This is a genomic window from Streptomyces sp. NPDC002054 (genome assembly GCF_040296685.1).
Lineage (GTDB): Bacteria > Actinomycetota > Actinomycetes > Streptomycetales > Streptomycetaceae > Streptomyces.
Genome location: NZ_JBEOXT010000020.1, coordinates 75,387 through 96,034, shown reverse-complemented (window position 1 = coordinate 96,034; position 20,648 = coordinate 75,387). Strand labels below are relative to the sequence as shown.

The window sequence follows — 20,648 nt, the reverse complement described above, 5'->3', positions numbered from 1 at the left end:
CGGCTGCCCTCCTGGCACTGGTACCGACACGCACACCATCGGGTTCGGTGTGAATGCGAGGCACCATAAACAGGCCACCACGGCCGGAACCATGCTGCGAGCACAGCCGACCCGGTGGCGAGTGTGCCCGGCGCACAGACATCAACCTGCCGCTGCTCCGGCTGAGCGGAGTGCGGAGCCAGTTGTACGACACGGCGTGCTCTCGCGGCGGTCTGAATTCGTCTGGCTGCTACAACGATCTCCGGGCCGGATCTCAGACGATGCCGCCAAGGGCGCTGTGCGGGTCGGGACTCCTGGTCGCGATCCGCAGCCGGTGAGTGCGTGCTGCCGGCATGGGCACACTCGTCGGCACGTGGAGGCGGTTCATGGGTGGACCAGGCGGCGCACAACCAGATCCGCCCGTGATCAGGCGGGTGCGGTACGACGGCGACGTCCTGACCGTCTCCTGGAGCGGGCCCGGACGGCCGAATCCCGTGCCGGCGTACGTGGTGCAGGTACTGAACGGCCCCCACACGGTCGCAGAGGCCTGGGCCGGGGCGGCGACCAATGCCGCACTGCCGCTCGCTGTGGCCCCTGGTCAGGCCTACCAGGCCCGAATCGGGATGTTCATCGGCAATTCGGGGCCGGAGCTCTCGCCGGAGGTCGCGATCGTCACCGACACCGTCGCGGTCGAGCGTGCCGAGGCGGACCCGGTGACCGGCGCCCTGACGCTGTCCTGGAAGGCCGCGGACAGCGAGGAGTTCCTGGTCCGGCTCGTGGTCAATGGTGCCACGCCGGTCCCGGACGTCCCGGTCGCCGGCGGATCCTTCGTCGTCAGGCAGCCGCCACCGGCGGGCTCCACCGTGGCGGCCACTCTCGCCCGGGTCCGGACCGGCGAGGACGTGGTGTCCATCGGCCCGCACGGCCCCGGGTTCGCGGCGCCGACCGAGCGGCCCGGACTTCTCGCCGTCGAGTTCGATGCCGGTCTGCTCTCGGTGGCCTGGGCCGCCGTCCCCACCGCGGACGCCTACTGGGTCAGCGTGCTCAACGACGACGGGGTGTTCCTCCCGGCCGCCGAGGTGCACGCGCCCGCGACGACGCTCGCGCTGGAGCCCGGCCTCGTCGACGGTGGCACGTATCGCGTCGTCGTCCAAGCCGTCGACAAGGCGGGCTCCGGGCCGCCGTCGGCACCCCTCCAGATCCGGCGCACGCCGCCGGGCGTCACGCGGGTGACATCGGACGCCGCGACGGTCTCGATCGATGTGGTGCCGCCGGACTTCGCACCCACCGCGTACGACGCCGTGCTGTTCCGCGACGGCGTGCCGGTCCGCCGGGAGACCGTGAGCCCCGCGCCGACCCTGTCGCTCGCCGTTCCCGGGCCGCTGCCGCGCGGCGCGGCGTACGCGGTGTCGGTGCGCGGGCGGGCCGGGCGGTCGATCGGCCCGACGGCGACGGCCCCGGCCGTGCCGGCCACGCCGGCCGTCGCGTCGGTGGTCTGCGACGCGGACCTCGTCGTGACCGCGACGGCCGGCGAGCTGCCCGAGGGTGTGCCGATCGAGGCGGTGCTGTACGTCGACGGAGTTCTGGGCACGCCTCAGCGGGTGGGCCCGGATGGCACCGCCGTGTTCACCGTGCCGGTCGGCGACGTCGTCGCCGTCGCCGTCCGCGGTGTCGACGGTGTGGCGACCGGTCCGTGGTCCGTGCCGCTCCCGGTGCCCACCAGGCCGGCTGATTTCACCCTCGTCCGCGCCGACGGCGACCGGGTCGCCCTGGCCTGGAGCGGGCCGGAGGACGGGACGTTCCGCGTCACCGTCGGCGCCACCACCCTCCTGACACGGGGCCAGTCCGCCGACCTGCCGCTCACCGCCGGCCTGGCCACGGTCGCCCGGGTCGCCGGCGTCGCGAGGGGACCGGTGGCGTCTGTCGACCTGGTCACAGCCGGTCCACAGCTCACCGGCGTGGCCGTCGGCGCCGGCCGGCGTGTGACGCTGGCGTGTACGCCACCGAAGTCGCCGCCGCTGACCGGCGTGCGGCCCGTGGCGCGCTGGGACGGCACCGAGATCGAGCTTGAGGACCAGCCGGTCACCGGCGATCCGATCGTCCTGACGCTGCCCGACGACATCCCCAACACCGCCACGCTCGCCCTGCGGGGACTGGCCGACGTCGCCGTCGGCCCACCCGGCGGTGCCGCCGCGCTGCTCACCGTCGCACCGACCGGCGTCAGGGTGGCATACGACGGCGCCGACCTGCGCGTGTCCTGGGAGGCGCTGCCCTCACCGCTCGTGGACGGGTACCGGGTCAGCACGGTCGTCGGCAAGACCCTGACCACGCTCGGCGACACGGCGACGGCCTCGGGCAGCTGGCCGGTGGAGATCGAGGACACCTCCACCACGGTCGTCGTACAGGCGCTCGCGTCGGTGGCGGTCGGGGCACCGTCGGAGCCCGTCCCGGTGTTCACCGAGGCACTGTTCGTCGGCCCTTCGTACATCGCGCCGCAGGTCGGTCCGGCGCTGACGGCGGCCGACATCACGCTCGGACTGCCAGAGCTGTTCCTGACCCGGCAGGTCGACGACATCGAGCTGCCGCTCGGCTTCGTCCTGACGCCGACCGACCCCGGGCCGTACCGGTACACCTTGCTGATCCCGGCGACCAGCCCCGTGTGGAACTTCACCGACCGCCCCGACGTGATCGCCAAGTGGGCCGCGCTGCTCGCCCAGCTGCAGCCGTTCGGCATCACCCCGTACGGGGTCGCGGCGCTCACCGAGGCGGTGTCCCGGTCGATGCCACAGACGTTCGACGAAACGCTGTACTTCGCCTACGGACTGCGGTTCGACCGCGGCTGCTTCGACCTGCGCCCGGGCATCGTGATGCGCGTCGAGTACGAGGGCTACCAGATCGCGCCGGGCGCCCAGGGCAACCCGTTGTCCGGGTTCGTCACGGCCGGCGTCGCCGACTACGAGGTGGCTTCCTACGACAACTCGGGCACCTGGACCAACGGCCTGGACGCCTTCCTCGCCGGGCTCGCTCGGCAGAACGGCGTCGACGTGCCGAATCCCTCGGGGCCGCCCACGGGGCAAGGGCAGCTGTACGGCAGCGCGGGCGTGTTCGACCTGTTCGCGAAGGCACTGCGGCTGCCGTACGCGCGGCTGGTCTACCCGAGGACGCTGCTGCCGACGACCACCCCGGGGTCGATGTGGCCCCAGCAGAACGCCGTCCTGCTGGCGGCCACCACGCTTGGTGCGCTGGACGCGGCCACCGAGAACGTCCGCCGGCAGGACCCGCCCGGTGGCGGCGTCGCCGCGGCCTACCTGCGCGGTCGCGCGACGGTCCGCGCGATGGTGCGGATCAGCGTGAACGGCGCATCCCGGCTGGTGCCGGTGGGGACGACGCTCGGCAACGTGCTCGCGAGCGGGGGCCGAAGGCCGTCGGCCGTCCCCGTGCCGCTGAGCGGTGTGACGATGCACCGGCCGCGTACGGCGGCGGCTCCGGCCGACGGGCCGGCCGGCGACTGGCTGGTCGTCCCGGGCTGGCAGCCGCGCGACCCGGCCGTGCTCGACCTGCCGCTGCTGCACGGTGACCGTCTCGATCTCGCCACGGGACTCGGCTGATGACCGAGCCCACGTTCACCCGTGCCGGGGACACCCCGCTCTACTGGGCGGATCCGGCGGACCGCGTGGCGGCCTTCCTCGCCTCCGACCCGGGAGCGCTCGGCGACCGGCCGACGCTGACCCGGACGTGGGCGGACAGCCGTGGTGCGTACGTCTTCCTCGGAATGCCGGCCACGGACTCGACGGTGTTCCTGGCGGACTTGCGGACCTGGCTCGACCACTACGCGCCCCAGGGCCCGCCGCGCTTCCTCTGGGTCGCGGACCCGGCGGCGGCGCCGACCGCGTGGGTGACGACCGCGCTGCCCGCCCGGGAAGGCCCGGACGGCACCTGGGTGGTGGACGGGGCAACCTTCCAGCTTGCGGACTACCGACTCGCGTTGGCCGGGGGCGGAGTGGTCGCTCCCGCGGACACGGCGGCGGGCTGGGGCTTCGCCGTCGCCGACGGGGCCGACTGGTCCGCCGTCACGCTGTACTCGCCGACGGCCCGGTTCCCCGCTCGGCGCACGACCACGCTGCTGTGCATGGCGGCGGGGCACACCGGTGCGTGGCGGTTCGTCATCCACGCACCGGCCGGCAGCGGGGACGCGTTCGCCGGGCTCGGGGCCGGGCTGCGCTTCTTCACCCCCGGGGATGAGGGCGTCGTCAAGAACATCCGGTTCGGCGTCGTACGCCAACCGGAGGACGAGGGCCTGGAGTTCCATACCCAGATCGATCCGCTGAGGCCGCTGGACGGTGAGCGCACCTCCCTGGGCTTCTTCGCGTGCGCGACGGGCGCGGGCGATCCGCCGGCGCTGCCTTCGGGGTACGCCACGGTACTCGGCCACGGCGTGGACCTCCGTCCACTCAAGGCCGGAACGAGCACGGCGAACCCGGCCCGGCTGGTGTTCGGCCTCGCGCCGTACCTCTCCGACGAGAAGGGGAACGTCGGCTACTACCTTGTCCCGGACGGGCCGTTCGCCGTCGAAGCCGCGACCGCGGGGTCTCGTGTCATCTGCGGCATGTCCGGTCTGGAATACCTCGGCCTGCCCGACGAGGGCTGCACGCTGGCGTTCCTGCCCGGGCAGCCGGCCTACGCACCGCTCGGCCCGGACCGGACCGGCGCCGACTCGCTCACTGCGCACGGGACGACGTCATGGGTGTCGGTCGGGCAGGCCGCGGACGCCGGCGTCGTCACGTACTACAGCCAGCCGGAGGACGCGCCGCTGTACACGGCCGGCGAGGCGGCCTCGGCGGGCGGGGTCGACCTGCTGGACTTCTGCGAGGTGCCGGCCGCGACCGCGCCCCGGACTCCTTTCCCCATGGCGCCGTTCCACGGGCTCGCCGACGACGCGGTTCCCGACGCGGCCTCCGTCGAGCAACTGGCGATCGCACCGACCCGCCGCGCGGTGCTGTTGCCCGGCGAAGACGGCGAGGACGGCAAAGGGGCGCCAGACGCCGAGCCGACCGTGGCCGTGACGCCGCAGGGGCTGGCCGTCGGACTGGCACCCGACTTCAGCTGGAGCTGGCTCGGCATCGGCCACGACGGCGGCGCGGCGGCGAAGCCGGACCTGCGTTTCACCACGGTCACCGGCCGGTTCCGGAAGGCGATGCAGACCAACAACCTCTTCCTGGTCCTCGGCAATCCGGAGGAGTTCAACGATTTCGGCTCGGTCGCGTACGAGCTCGCCACGGCGACGCTCGACGTCATCGCCACCATCCCCGTGGACCACGGCGGCGTGCCCACGAGTGTCCTCAGCGCGGTACGCGGCGCGATGCACGACACCGCGTACGACACCCGAACCGCGTTCATCGCCGCACTGGTTGACGCGTGTCCCGGGATCACCGAGGAGGAGCAGCTCGTTTTCCTGCGCTACGGCGGCCGACTGACGCCGGTCGCCGGGGGCTGGCCGTTCCGGCTCTCCCCGGACAGCTGGCGGGAGTCGACGTACCTCATCGTCAAGTTCGTTCTGGGACGCTGCATCGCCGACCTGGTGGCGGACGTGTCGACCTGGGCCTGGCCCGAGGCCGCTTCCCGTACCGGCCGGCCGGCGGACGCCCGGAAGGCGATCCGCGATGTCATCGAGGCGGCGCAGAACGCGCCGTCCGGGTCGCCCTACGCGTCGTTCCTGCAGGTCGTCCAGGACCCGAACTGGACGGGTGTGCTGGCCCTTTCGGCGGAGGTCCCGCTGGACGAGCTGCCGGACGAGCTCCAGGTGCTCGCGGCCGGGATCGACCCGGCGCAGTTCGCAGCACACCACTTCGGATTGTCGCTCACCCCGTACCGGCGCGCGGACGGGCAGCTGGTCTTCGAACGCTCGGCGATGTTCGGGCTGATCGACTACCAGAACCCCGAGGACCAGTACTTCAGCGAGAACGTCCACTACGCCTTCCGCGTCCTGCAGTTGACGGTCGGCGTGCGCAACTCCGTCGTCACGACGTTCACCAGCAAGGCCGAACTGCTCGTCAACCGCCTGTTCGGCGCGCCCGCCAGGCTGCTGCCGACCACGCACGGGAACAACATCATCCTGGACGGCGCGCTCCAGCGGCAGCAGCTGCCCGACGGCACGACGCACGACACGTACGTGTTCTCGATGGCCGGGCAGAACACCTTCCAGCTCGACGGACTCGTGCTGCAGAGTGCGGAGTTGCTGTCGACGCAGCTGGTCACGGCGAAGGCGTCGGACCCCGGGTCGGGCAAGGCGACCGTCGACGCCGTCTTCCGGCTGGCGGGCAACCTGCGGTTCCAGGAGCCGGAGAGGTTCGACCCGTTCTGCTGGGGCGTGGACTCGGCCGGAAAGGACGGCTACCTCCGCTTCGGCGGCCTGGCGATCGCCATGTCGTTCGACCTCGGCGATCCGGCCGGGACCACCAGGTTCACGCTGAAGGACGGCAACCTCTCGTTCGACCAGGCGAACAGCAGGGCGCGCGCGCAGTCGCTGGTCGCCCGCTTCCCCATCCGGCTGAACGGACTCATCGCCACACCCGATCCACAGCTCGCGGCGGGCGCCCCGCCACCGCCGCAGACACCTGCCGACATGGGCTATGTCGCGGTCACCGCGCCGCTCGACCAGTCGACGCTCACCCAGCCGTGGTACGGGCTGGACTACACCGTGGACCTCGGCTCGCTCGGCGCGCTCGCCGGGAGCAAGGCGTTCGCCGTCCAGGTGCTCGTCGCGTGGAGCCCGGGCACGGCCGACACCGAGCCTGGGATCTACCTGGGTGTGCGGCTGCCGGGGGCCGATGGGCTGCTCGGGGTCAACCTGCCGCTGCAGGGCGTGGTGACGATGGGCTTCAAGTCGGTGGAGTTCCTGGTCGCCGAGGAGCCGGAGCTGCCGCGGACGTACACGTTGCGGCTGCGGGACTTCGCACTGCGGCTGCTGGGGCTGGCGTTCCCGCCCGGGCACAACGACGTGATCCTGTTCGGCAACCCGGACCAGGGCGGCGCCTCGAAGGTGGGCTGGTACATGGCGTACGCGTCGGCCACCGACCCGAAGCGCCTGCCGCCACCGCCGGTCCGGGCAGTGCTGCGTTCCGGCAGAGGGGACTGATCGTGCCGAGTCTGACACTGGTGAAACTGCTGTGGTGCGGTCAGGGCATGACCACCCTCGTCGAGATCTACGACGACGGTGTCGAGAAGGATGCGGCCGACTATCTCGCGCTGATCGACTGTGGTGGCAGCCCGACCTACGGGAAGGATGCCATCAACCACATCAAGGACAAAGTCGCGAAGAGGACGACGACGCCCAATAAGATGCTCGATCTGGTCGTCATCTCGCACCAGGACGACGACCACAACGGTCTGCTCGGCGAATTGGGCAAAGAACTCAAGACGATCGACGCCCGCGTGGGTAGCGTGCACATCGGCGGGCTCTCCTGGATCAAAGGCAACCAGGATACGGTGACCAAATTCCTCACGGCCGTGAAGTACTCTGCGACTACAGTCACTTTCAGTGCTCCGGAACAGAGCAACTATCCTGGCGGGGGCGTCGCTCCCACACATTTCGCCGTGCACAAGGACGTGAAATTTCGTCTCCTGGTCTCGAATCTGGACGTCCCCGGCGCGACGCCCGACATTGTGAGGAACGGGTCGTCCGCGGTGGTGGTCGTGGACAACGGGATCAACACGGTCGTGCTTCCCGGCGACGCAACATTCCAGACGATGCACGCGATCAACACGAAACTGGGAGGGGCGCAGTTGACGCCCCAGGTCCTGGCGCTCGAGATCCCGCACCATGGCGCGCTGCGCACGGCGGTCGAGAACTATACCGCCAAGGGCAAGGCCAAGACGGACTTCACCTGGACGATCGTCGAGGATTTCGCCACCAAGGTGATGAAGCCGAAGAAAGTGGCGGCGAGCGCCGGCCCATGGAATACCGACAATCACCCGGTGAAGGAGGTGATCGACGTGTTCGTCGGGACGACTGAAGCCGCCTCCCCGCACACCTATGTGGCCTTCGTCTTCTTCCAGAAAAAGACCATGGTCCAGTGGGACACCTTCACGATCAGTCTCGCGGTGAATACCACCATCCAGAAGCTGAATGTAAAACAGAAGAAGAGAAAGCGCGATGCGCCGCTCCCGGCGGCGGGCACCGATTTCGTTGTCGGTGACATCGTGTACCGGCTCACGGGTGCTCTGGGCCTGCGGCCGGAGGAGATGGTGGAATTCCGCCCGGTCAGGACGTTCAGGATGCACGGGCCGGATGAGGACGTCGTCCAGGCTCCGGAACCCTAGGCAGGCCACATGTCACTCGACGGCATCTACGAGGCGTTTCGAAACGCCGCATCGTCCGGCCGGCTCCGCGGGGACGCGCCCGCCGGGCTCGCCGGTCTGCTGGGTTCGCTCGGCGCCGACCAGCTCGAGGTCCGTGGTGGCCAGGTGTCCATGGGGCCGGACAGTGTCCGGCTGACGGCCACCACGGAGTATCTCAACACTCCGTGGACCATGCGGCTCACCGGGACTCCGCAGTCCGGGACCGACGTGGCGGCCCTGAGGCTCGAGCTCGGCAGCACGACGGCGACCACGACATGGACGTTCGAGGGTGCGTTCGGCGAACTGCCAGGCAGCCGTCGGCCCGCCAAGGGCACCACCGGCGGACTGTCCCTCGGGGACAGCGTGCTCGGCCCGCTCGTCCTGGAGCAGCCCGCGGTCACGGCCACGAACCTACCGGCCGGCGCGCAACCGCGGCTGTCCGGCTCCCTGCTGATGCGCGGCAGTGTCTCGGTGCCCGGCAGCGACATCCTCGCCGGGTACGCCGCCTTCCTGGGCGACCGGCTCTACGTCGACGGTTCCGTGACGTTCCCGGCCGACGCGCCACCGGTCCTCGAACTGCGTGCCGTCGCACCGGGTGTGCGCCTCCAACTCGCCCAGCTGGACGTCTCCGCGGTCGGTCTGATGCTGACCACGGACTTCCCGGACCCGTACCCGCTGCCCGCTGCGGGGGCGCGCCGCTCGGCGGTCCTGTTGTTCGCCGACGTCACCTTGCCGACCGAGCCGGAGGAGATCGTCACCATCAGCGGTCCGCTGGTCTTCGGGGACTACGTCTGGCCGCTGTCCATCGATTTCGCCACCCCGCTCGGGCTGGAACAGGGAATCCAGGCGCTGATCGCGATGACCGGCGCGGAGGGCACGGACTTCACGCTGCCCAGTGGCATCGCGCCGATCGACGTGTTCGGCCTGAAGGGCCTCGGCTTCGGCATCGTGCCCGCTTCCGGCAACCCCGGCCCTGGCCCCGGTGCCGGCGCCGGTGCCGGCCTGTCGTCCACCACGGTTCGCATCGAGTCGAAGGAGCCGTGGGACCCACCGGTGCCCTTCCTGACCATCGAGCAGGTCGGCACCAGCTGGGTGTTCAGCTTCGATCCGGCCGGCCCGACGCTGGTCACCGGTGCGGTCTTCGGAACGATGCGGTTCGGCGAGAAGAACCGCTCCTCGCTGGGCGCCGCGGGGCCGTACGCCGTGGCGGCGGAACGTGGCAGCCTGACGGGAGCCGGCCTGGACGACATCGTGGTGGCCGTCCAACTGACGCTGCCCGAACTGGCGTTCACGGCGACCACCAAGGAGCCGTTCGACATCCCGATCTCGGAGGTGTTCCGCGCCTTCTTCGGCGGTGACGGACCGCCCGTGGGCGCCCCTCTGACCTGCGATTCACTGAACGTGTACGCCTCGCTGCTGCGCCACGAGTACTCCGCCGCGCTGGCCGTCAGTGGCGACTGGCCCATCACGGCCGGCAACGTCACCCTTGCGCTGATCGGGTTGCAGATGCAGGTCCAGGTGTCGCAGAACAGCGTCTCCGGCCTGATGGTCGGCAAGGGCGAGATCGCGGTTCCGGACGCTGCGCCGATCACGCTGCTGGCCCAGGCGGAGTACCCGGGCGACGGTGCCTGGGTCTTCAGTGCCATGATGGCCGGCGCCGTCGACCTCCCGCGTCTGGTCTACGGCCTGCTGGGCCAGGAGCCGCCCCCGTGGGTGAACGAGATCGCGATCGAACTCGCCGACCTCGGCGTCCGGTTCAGCACGGCACCCGGCTACCCGTACACCGCCTCCGGCACCCTTCGGGTGACGGTCGGCGAGACGCTGCTCGGCATGTCCTTGCGGCTGCTGCTGACTGCCGACATCGAGCGCAGCCTGCGCGCCACGCCCGCTGACGAGCACCTGGCGATCGCCCTTCGCGGCACCCCGCTGGTGGACCCGCTGACGGTGCTGACCGGAAGCCTGTCCGGATCCTTCGCTCTCAACAAGCTGGAGATCACCGCCTCGGTGTCGGTCACCGACGCGGGCAAGGACTACACCTTCCAAGTCGCGTACGGTGAGCTCTCCTTGAGCGCGGTGACGTCCTGGACCGGCGAGGGGACCGATCGACACCGGATCCTCACCCTCCGCCTCACCGGCACGCTCGGCGAGCTGGTCACGTCCCTCGTCTCGCTGGCCAACCCGAACGCGACGTTCCGGCTCGACCCGCCCTGGGACTTCCTGGGCAGCATCGACCTCACCGGTCTGCAGCTGACCATCGACCCGACCAAGCAGACGGTCGCCGTCAAGCACGACCTGAAGCTGGACCTCGGATTCGTCAAGATCCGTTCCGTCGGCCTGAGTTACGACCGATCGGCCGGAAGCCCCGCGGTGAACATCGCGCTCGACGCCCAACTGCTCGGGGACAGCGCCGCCAAGCCACTGACATGGGATCCGGTCACCCAGGCACCACCCCAACCCGCCGGCCAGGGACAGAAGCTGTTCTCGCTGCGCTACCTGGGCCTGGGGCAGCACGTCTCGCCGAAGAACCTCACCCGGTACACCAACATCTCCGCCGTGGTCGACGCGATGGTCGCGGCGATGCGACCGGTCAGTCCCGCAGCCGGCAAGCCGCCGATCAACCCGGCGACGATGGTGTTCGACGCATCCAGCCAGTGGCTGTTCGGCATCGATGCCACCTTCATGGACACGGTCGCGGTCAAGCTGGTGATGCACGACCCGGACCTGTACGGCATCCTGCTGGCGCTGAGCGGTCCGCGGGCCGGCTCGCTCGCCGGGCTGAGCTTCGAGCTGCTGTACAAGAAGGTCACCGACGACATCGGGGTCTTCCACGCCCGGCTCCAGATCCCCGATGCCTATCGGCAGTTGCAGTTCGGCGCGGTGTCCGTGACACTCGGTGTGATCACCGTGGACATCTTCACCAACGGCAACTTCCGGATCGACCTCGGATTCCCGGCAGACCGCGACTTCACCAACTCGTTCGCGATCGAGGCCGGCATCTTCAACGGCCGGGGCGGCATCTACTTCGGCGTGCTGAACGGCGCCACCTCCAGCCGGGTTCCGCGCATCACCAACGGGACGTTCAGCCCGGTCCTCGAACTCGGTGTCGGCCTGTCGATCGGCGTCGGACGCACCTTCCAACGCGGCCCGCTCCAGGCCGACATGTACGTCAACCTCGTAGTGATCTTCGAGGGCGTGCTGGCGTGGTTCCACCCGGACGAGGACGGCGGGAGCACCGAGCTCTACTACGCGTGCCGGGGCACCGTCGGCATCGTCGGCCGGCTGTACGCGACGGTCGATTTCAAGGTCGTCCGGCTCGACCTCAACCTGCAGATCTCCGCGATGGCGACCGTCGAACTGGCCGCGCACCGGGCGACCGTCGTGGCGCTGAAGCTCGCGGTGCGGGCCAGCGCCAGCGTGAAGATCCTGTTCATCACGGTCTCGTTCTCGTTCTCGCTGACTCTGGAGACCTCGTTCACGATCGGCTCCGACAGCACGCCGCCGTGGCGGCTCGCCCCCGGCGTCGCTCGCCGCGGCCTCACGGCCCGCAGAGCACGCGCCGCGTACGCGGCAGGGGAGCAGCCTCCGTACCGGCTGCACTTCGACCCCGACGTACACGTCTTCCCCGACGGCCGGCCGCGGACCGCGGACCTCACGCTCGTCCCCGCCTACACCATCGCCAACGTCCCGGTCGACTGGACCGGCCGGACGCCGCCGCCGAACGATGAGCCCGACTACCGCCTCGTCGTCATGCTGCTCGCCGACAACGCCGTCCCGGTGGACTCGGTCACCATCGCCCACACCGAGCGGCCCGACGTGTCGCGCAACCCGCGCGCGGACACCGCCGCCGACACGTCGTTCAACCGGCTCGCCGACGGCCTGCTGCGCTGGTCCCTCGACGCGCTCGGCGTCTCCTCGCCGACCGTCACGCTCGACGAACTGCTGGAACTGGTCGAGCAGTTGGCTCTGGTCGAGGCCGAGAACGACGGTTTCACCTGGACCAACATCCAGGGTTTCCTCACCCACAACATCCACCTCCGCATCAGCGGCACGCCGGCGGGTGACACGGCCGACGACGTCTCCGGGACGCCGTTCCCGATGATCCCGGTCCTGAAGTGGACCTCCACCGGCCTGCCCGACCCGGCCGACCGGGACCGCGACTTCGCGACCTACCGGCAGATCGACGCGACGTACGAGGCCGAGGCGATCGCGTACTTCGCCGAGCTCGACCCGGTCCCGCCGCGCGACCGCGCCCCCTCCCCCGACGTGGCGGACGAGCCCGGCGAGTCCATGGCGACGTTCGTGCTGCGCGACTACCTGCGCATGGTCGCCCGCGCCACCGCGCAGGCCGCCGTGAACCTGCTGACCGCGTTCCCCCACGAGGTGAAGAAAGAGGATTCGCTCCACTCCATCGCGGCGGGCTTCGGGACGGCCACCACGCCGTACGAGGTCGCCGCCCGGGACACCGCCGACCACCTCGCCTCGTCCCTCGGCGTCTCGGCGGCCGAGCTGCTGGCACTGAACCCCGGCCTGCCGGACCGGCTCACCGCCGCGCAGGCCGGCGACACGCTCACGGTCACGCTCGGCGTCACGGCGCAGTCGATCGCCGTCGCGAACCCCGACTGGCCCGTCGCCGCCGACGCCCCGGTCACCCTGGGCACGCTGCCGGTGCAGCTCGGCGCGGGCCAGACGCTCGGTCAGCTGGCCCACGCCTACCAGGCCGACCCGACCGCGCTGCTCGACCACCTGCGCGACGCCACCCCGCTGCTGCGCGCCGGCGCGACCGTGCCGCTGCCCGGGTTCGTACACGCCGGGCTGTCCGTCGACGACACCGCGGCGGTCTTCTACGTCCGGCTCGGGTTGACGCGGCCGAACGAGGTGCCGCTCGCCGACTGGTACCAGCAGGCCATCGACCGGCTGAACGGCGACCCGGCGCAGCCGCTGCCCCCGACCCTCAAGGTGCCCGCCGCCTACCAGAGCACCACCACCATCACCTGGACCACCCTGCCGGGCGACACCGTCCTCGATGTCGCCGCGTACGCCGCGCTGATCCAGAACCTCGTGCCCGGCACGCCGTTCGCCGACTGGCTGGAAGCGGTCCGCACGGCGAACGAGCCGGTGGACCCGGAGGGCGTCCGCCTTCCGGCCGACGCCGCGGCCGTGGTCCTGCCGGGCGACACGCTCCGCTCGCTCCAAGGCCGGCTCCTGCTGCCCACGGATCGGTTCGACACCTACGCCGCCGCCGCGGACGCGCTCGTACCGCTGGTCACCGTCGAGGTGCCGGGCGCGCTCGGCACGACGGCCTCCGGCCTCACCCTGCTGACACTGGCCCAGCGGTACGGGCTCGGGCTTGCCGACCTCGCCGAGCGGATGGCCTTCGACACGGGCGTGCTGGCAGCCCAGCCCAAGCGGCTGCTCACCGTGCCCGACGTACCCGTGATGGCCGTGGACGAGCTCATCGCCGCGATGCACGACGGCCCGGCCATGTCCACCGTGAGCGGCCAGGTCGCGCGGTTCGCGCTGGGCGGGTTGCGCCTGCCCGCGCCGGTCCGGGTCGACGGCGAGTACCACGCCACCGGGCCGATGACCGGTGGCCACGAGCTGATCGGCCAGCAGGTCACCGGCCCGCCGCCACCCCCGGCCGGGGCCGAGGACCCGGTCGTGACCATCACCGTCGACAAGGCTGTGCCCGCCGACTGGCTCACCTTCGCCGACTCGGCCGTACAGGACGGCGTGATCCGGATCGACGCTGCCGAGGCCGACAGCGCGGTCATCTCGATCACCGCCGCCGACCTGCGGGACAAGTACCCGGCGACCGGGCTGGTGCCCGTCGTCGAGAGCCCGCTCGCGGCCCTGCCGCTTGCGCACGAGATCGGTGCGCGCCACGCCGTCACGCAGGTGATCCCGTGGCAGACGACCACCACCGTCCGACTGCCCGCCGAGCCCTCCGGCCCGCCCTCGCTGTGGCGGCTGCCGAACGACCTGATCGCGTGCGCCGGGTCCGACCGCAGCGGCTCGGAGTTCCTGCTGGAGCAGACGACGCCACAGACCGGCGCGGACGCCCGCTACACGGAGCTCGGCTGCTACGCGTGGGCGACGCTGGTCTCGTTCACCGTCCGTCGCGTTCCAGGCCTCGCGGGGACGGTCGAGGTGCTCGGCGCGGACACCGCCGACCGGCAGCGGATCGCGCAGGTCCTGGAGTACCTGCGGAGCATCCCCGGGAAGCCGGCGACCGGTGCCTTCCCGCCGGCGCCGCCCGCCGAGCAGTTGCTGCTCACCCTGCTCTGGCAGCTGCCGCCGTCGCCCGGCCTCGGCCCGGGTCTGACCTCGGCACCGCTCGTTGCCGACCGGACCTTCATCGTCCAGACGAACCTGTCCACCGAGACGCACAGCGGTCCCACGGCCGAAAGCGCCACCTCAGGGCGGCATTTCGCGGCCATCGCCGATGGCGAGCGGTTCCTGACGCTGCTGTGGGAGTGCAGCGTCGTGGGCGGTGGCGGCTACTGGATGCAGTACCGCGGCGAGGTGCCCGACTCGATCTTCGACCAGGACGGGCTCGCCCAGTTGTCGCTGCTGGTCCAGCTCTCGTCGCAGTCCGGTGCCGCACCGGACCGGCACCTGTTCGCCTTCACCAACGTCGCGGTGGTCGGCGACGGGGTGGATCCGGCGTCGGTGGCGCTGGCCGCGCGTGCGGTGAACCCGCCCGAGCTGCGGCCCGTCGCCTCGGTCGATCCCGGTCAGGCCGGGTTCACCGCGCGGTTTGCCAACCCGCTGGCCGACGACACCCCACAGGGCCGGCTGCGCCGTCTGTACGGGCTGCTCGGTTTCCAGCTGGACCCGACGACGGACTTCCGCGGCAGCGGCGAGGGCCGGGCGGTGTCACCGAAGCCGGCGGACGGTACGGACGAACTTGGGTTCCTGGTGGCGAGCGAAGCCGCCGAAGAGGTCTGGGACCTGACCCGGATCGTCGACATCAGCCGGTTCGCCGTGCGGCACGCCCCGGCCGTGCCCACGGCACCGCCCCCCGAGGGCAACCCGTACGCCGGCATCACCGCGGGCGCGGAAAGCCAGGTCTCGGTGTGGTTCGAGGACGTGTTCGGCAACCGGTCGGGCAGTCCGGACAAGACCCCCGTGCCGGTCCGCTACACCGACCCGGTCATCGGCGTCGGCGCCTGGCCGTCGACCACACTCCGCTACACCGTCGAGCCGTCCGGCGTCCTGGCGGACCTCGCCGTCGACGTCGACCTCCAGGCCGTCGCCTACCAGCCGGGCGCGGCCGACCCTGGCAGCGCAGCCGCCGACACGGCGAGGCGCGACCGGGACCGCCTGGTGCCGGTCTACTACCAGGTCATCCAGCCCGACGTCCGGGCCGCGCTGCTCACCTCGCTCCAGCAGAAGCCCGGATCGGAGCCCACCCCGCTCCTGGTCGACGTCGCCGTGCTGACCCGGTACGTCATCGGTGCCCACGCACTGCTCGGCTCCCTCGCGGCGATCGCTTCCGCCCCCGCCGCCGACACCACGACCCTCGACGGCCTCTGCGCCACCTACGGCGTCGGCTTCGACGAGCTGGGCACGGCGAACGCGGACACGGCCATCGGCGCCATGCTCGACGCCGGTGAACTCGCGGTACCGGTGAGCGCGGCGTTCCGCAACCAGGACACGATCGCCGGGGTGTGCGCCACGGTCGACCCCTCGCTCGACCCGGTACAGGTGCTGCTCGACGAGGACAACACCGTGCTGCCGCTCAAGCCGTCCGTCGAGCTCGCCACCCCGCCGCGCGAGGCGGTGGTGCCGCCCGACTCGCCGCCGGCGAATGAGCTCGCGGCGGCGCTGCGCTGCACCCTCAGGACGCTCGTGACGGCCAATCAGGACAGCCCGGGACTGCTCACCCCGGGGTTCGTCTTCGACTGCAACGGTGTCAAGGTCCAGGTCTCGTTCGACCGGCCGGCCAGCGAGGCGACGCTGGCGGGCGTCGAGTCGGCGTTCCGGGACCTCGGTGTCCCGTTCGACGCCGCGCAGGTGGTGTCGCTGAACGGGGAGAACCCGGGCATGTTCCGTGCGGGCGCCTCCCTGGAGGTCACCGGATACCTCGTCGAGAGCGGCGACACCCTGCGCGACAACCGGGCAGGCCTCACACCCGGCCGGCTCGCGCCGCTGAACACCACGACCATCGACCTCTTCGCCCCGGGCACCCCGGTGTTCCTCACCACGACGCCGACGCCCGTGCCGACGGGCGACACGCTCGGACACTTCGCCGCCGTCAACGCCACCACACCCGGCGCGCTGTTCCGGCACAACGGCTCCGTCGCCCTCTCGGCCGGCTCTCCCCCGGTCGTGCCCGGGATGTGGGCGTGGCCTTCGGACCCCGACGCCCTGCGGGTGCCGTACACCGTGCGCCAGGGCGACTCGCTCGACGGCATCGCCGCACACTTCCCCGGTGCCGGCCTGGTCGAGGTCAACGCCGGGATGCCGGAAACCCTCGTGTCCGGCGTCACCATCACGGTCGGCGGCGAGTCGGTGACGACGGCGGCTCCCACCTCGTTCGCCGAGGTCTGCGCGCTGTTCAGCCCGCCGGTCGGCCTCGCCGCACTCGCTGCGGCGATCGGCGGGCGAACCGACGTGCTCGCGACCGGAGCGCTGCTGGTCTGTCCGCCCGGCGTGCTCCCCGCGCAGTCCGCAGCGGTCGGAGTGACACCGCAAGAAGCCGCGCAGCCGTTCGGCGTCACTGCGGTCGCACTGCTCGCCGCGAACGCCGGCACACCGGGCCTGCTGCTGCCAGGGCAGGTGCTGCGCGGACAGCAGCCGGGCACGGACGGCACCGCGCCCACCGAGACCACCGCGGCCTGCGACACGCTGACCGCCGTCGTCGCGAGGTTCCGTCGCCGCGGCGTGACGACCGGCATCGAGGCGATCGTCGCGGCGAACGCCGACACCGGATTCCTGCGACCCGGCGCGCGCGTGGTCGTCCCGCCGGCCACCGCCCGCCTCACCGGCCGGGTCGGCGAGTCGGCCCCGGACGGCGTCCAGTGGTCGTTCCCCGAGCCCGTCTTCCCGGTCACCGTGGCGCTGGACCTCTTCCGCGAACCCACACTGGTCGACCCGGCACTCGCCGCGACCGCGACGCGCGAGGCGACCGCCGTCCCCGCCGGCCGCAGCACCGACCCCGCCCAGAACGATGCGCTCACCCTGGCGGCCTTCGCCGAGCAGGTCCAGCGCGCGGTGCCGGCCCTGCGGCTGGCCACGGCGCCCGGCCGGACGTCCGGCACCGATGTCTGGGCAGTCGTCTTCGACACCGGTGGCATCGAGAGCGTCAGCATCGAGCCCCCGCTCGAGGTCGCCGGCACCAGGCAGCCGCGCACCTTCGCGATCCGCCCGCTCACCACCACCCTCATCGCACGGCAGCACGTGTACACCCCCGGGTTCGACGTCCGGACGGGGCTGCTGACCGAGGGGCAGACCCGCGACTACCAGGGCGTCGACCTCGAGGTCTGGGCGCAGGGGTTCCTCGCGGACGTGGAGCTGCTGCTGTCGGCCGCGTACGTCCAAGGTGCGTACGAGCTGGGCCGGGGCGCGCTCGACGACATCATCGGCGTCAAGAAGACACTCGCCGGGGCTGTCGCGGCGGGCCTGGACTACGTGCTAGCCGGGGAGGCGCCGGACGCCGGAACCGATCCCAAGCGCGCGGCGGCTGTCGAACGGCTGCGCCAGGAGCTGCTCGTCTCGCTGACCCGCGGCTACGCGACCTCGGCCGTGGTCCAGTACGACACCAGCGCGGCGTCCCCGTGGACCGAGCAGTACGCGCGGCTTTCCGGCAATCCGGTCGTCGACTACCGGAAGGTCCCCGCACACCTGCGGACCGCGACGGTGTCGAACGGCAAGGTCCCGCTCGCGGACGGCGACTCGCAGATCAATTTCCTGATCACCGTCCCCGACGTGGCCGCGCACGCCGCACTCGACCTCACCCTCGACTTCGGCGGCGTCGAGCTCGAGTTCGGGATCGCGCGGGAGGTCGAAGGGTACGACCGGTCCGACTGGCTCACCTTCATCGCGCCGCTCGCCTCCGGCTCACCGCCCGCCCTGGACTTCGACCTCGGGGCTCCGCGCGTGCCGATCCCGCTGCGCGCGTACCCGCCGATGCCGATCCTGCTCGACCAGCACGCCGACGTCCCCACCTCCGCCGCCGGGCTCAGCGACGCACTGTACTGGCAGTACCGGTGCTCGGTGCAGCATCAATCGGCCGAGCAGGACACCGTCGAGCTCCAGGTCACGTACAACCAGCCGCCCGGTACGCCCGCCGTCGCACCGGCAGACGAATTGTTCGGTGCCCTGGCGCAGTACAGCGCGGTCTCCGCTCCGCTGCTCGGCCTGCTCGCCGGGCTGCCCGACTGGGAGGCTGCCGACCCCGACAAGCGCACCGCCATGACGAACGCGCTGGGCACGTACCGGACGCTCGCCGACGCTGTCGCGCAGGCATGGACCGCGCGCTGGACAGATGATCCCGCGCCCGTACCGGTGGTCCCCCTCGCGGCCGGCGGGCCTGTTCCGGACGTCTATCGGTACGCGCTCGGTCTCGGCGCCGAGAACGGCTGGTACACAACGCTGCGGCTGACCCTCACCGTGGGATCCGGCCCTGGTGGGGCGGGCTGGCCGGAGAAGATCGTGTGCGTCACGGCGGCCGGTGAGCGCCACGAGCTCACGCCGTGCGATCCCGTGGCGTGCGGGTGCGCCGACGCCGGCCACTGCCGGTGCTACGCGTTTCCGCTGCAGGCGGTCGAGGCCTTCACACTGCTCACCTTCGAGCTCACCTTCCCGCGCGTCCACATCGCCGCGTACCAGAGTGCGTCGGCCAGTGCCCGGGTCACCCGCAACGCGCGACTTCTCGGCGAGGGCTGGCCGGACACCGCACCGTCCTTCGTCTACCGGACGCCGGAGGTCGGCCACCCCCAGCCGGTCGTGCCGTTCATCGACATCACCGGCGCCATCGCCATCGGCCCCTGGGATCCGCCCGACCACGATCCGCTCGCGCCGATGTTCGACGCCGTCTTCGACGGCGACCCGTCCGACCGGACGATCGCGATCGGCGCGCGGTACGCGTACACCCTCGTCGCCGGCGAGCCGCCGGTGTCGGCACTGCTGCCGGTCGTGCAGTCGACCGTGGGCGCGTACGACACGGCGACCGTCCCGACGCTCACACGGGCACTCGTCGAGTGGAGCGAGCGCGAGCAGCCCGCGACGGAGGGCGGGGCCTGGGCCTTCCGGGTCAGCCTCTACTCCTCCGTCGACCCGTCACTTCAACGGCCGGTGTTGCAGCTCAAGCACCTGTCGTCCGAGCTCTGAGTTCGCATGTTCGGGGTTATGGCGGTGGGTGCTTCTCTGGGGGGTACTCGTACGAGTCGGGCCGCGGCTCCATCTGGGACACCACCTCCGCAAGCCGCGCGCAGACCCGTTTGATCTCTTCATGCGTTCTGTCGCGCTCGGTGATGACGGCCGCGAGAAGGAGAGCCGTCAGCGCGGTCGTGCCGTTGAAGGCCTGGAGCGTGACCATGTTGGCAAAGACGTCCTCGCCGACGAACGGGCCTTGGTCGCCGGCGGCAGCCAGAATCGCCAGCGTCGACACGGCCAGGGCACACGGCGCTGCGCCGGCCAGCCGGAAGCGGAAGGCCGCCCACATCAAGAACGGCGAGACGAGGAAGAGCAGGTTCGATCCGGGCGTGCGGGTCGCCAAGAGCGTGGCGAGGACTGTGCCGAGCGCCAGCGCCACCGCCTCGATCCATCGGCCGGGCCCGGCCCGGGACGGCCACCGGGCCGTGCGCAGCACGAGCAGGAAGGGTGTGACGACAAGGATTCCCATCGCGTCACCGGTCCACCACACCGACCATGTCGGCCAGAAGTGGCTCGCATCCAGCGCTCCGGAGAGGACCAGGACACCGCTGCCGATGGTTGAACTGATCAACATTCCGGCGAGCGCGCCGAGGAAGACCAGCGCCAATACGTCCCGGAGGCGGTCCAGCTCGTTCCTGAACCCGGCTCTGCGCAGCATCAGACAGGCACAGACCGGCGCCAGCGTGTTGCCCACGGTGATGGCCAGTACGGCGATCAACGACGGCCCGAGGGACACATTGACCAGGAACGCGCCCAGTGCGATGCCCGGCCAGACACGCATCCCCATCATGAGCAGCGCGGCCAGCGCGACGCCGGTCGGCGGCCACAGGGGGGTGACCTGGTCACGCACCAGCTGCTGGGCAAGGCCGACCTGGGCGGCCCCGTAGTAGACGGCGGCGACGGCAAGGATGCGCAGAGAGGTGGACCCGAGACGACCCATCTCTGCGCTGCGC

The 20,648-nt window shown here is 71.3% G+C and carries 5 protein-coding genes; 4 read left to right on the top strand and 1 reads right to left on the bottom strand.

Annotated elements, in window-relative coordinates; genetic code table 11:
* Positions 1-401 precede the first annotated feature (401 nt).
* Genes ABT123_RS20460 through ABT123_RS20445 form a run of 4 tightly spaced genes read left to right on the top strand, consistent with a single transcriptional unit; the run spans position 402 to position 19,650 of the window.
* A complete protein-coding gene (locus ABT123_RS20460) occupies positions 402-3,587 on the top strand; it encodes a hypothetical protein (protein WP_351316397.1) in 3,186 nt (1,061 codons plus the stop codon).
* The gene (locus ABT123_RS20455) at positions 3,587-7,114 is read left to right on the top strand and encodes a hypothetical protein (protein WP_351316394.1); all 3,528 of its coding nucleotides are present in this window, start codon (positions 3,587-3,589) and stop codon (positions 7,112-7,114) included. The genes ABT123_RS20460 and ABT123_RS20455 overlap by 1 nt, the downstream gene beginning before the upstream one ends.
* 47 nt (positions 7,115-7,161) lie before the next feature.
* Entirely contained in the window at positions 7,162-8,298 is a 1,137-nt protein-coding gene (locus ABT123_RS20450) for an MBL fold metallo-hydrolase (RefSeq protein ID WP_351316391.1), read from the top strand.
* 9 nt (positions 8,299-8,307) lie between these two features.
* Positions 8,308-19,650, top strand: coding sequence for a LysM peptidoglycan-binding domain-containing protein (locus tag ABT123_RS20445; RefSeq protein WP_351316388.1), 11,343 nt, complete (start codon positions 8,308-8,310; stop codon positions 19,648-19,650).
* 16 nt (positions 19,651-19,666) lie between these two features.
* On the opposite strand, the gene ABT123_RS20440 is transcribed toward ABT123_RS20445, so the two are convergent.
* On the bottom strand, positions 19,667-20,635 hold the full coding sequence (locus ABT123_RS20440) for an MASE1 domain-containing protein (RefSeq protein ID WP_502971002.1): 969 nt from the start codon (positions 20,633-20,635) through the stop codon (positions 19,667-19,669).
* Positions 20,636-20,648 lie beyond the last annotated feature (13 nt).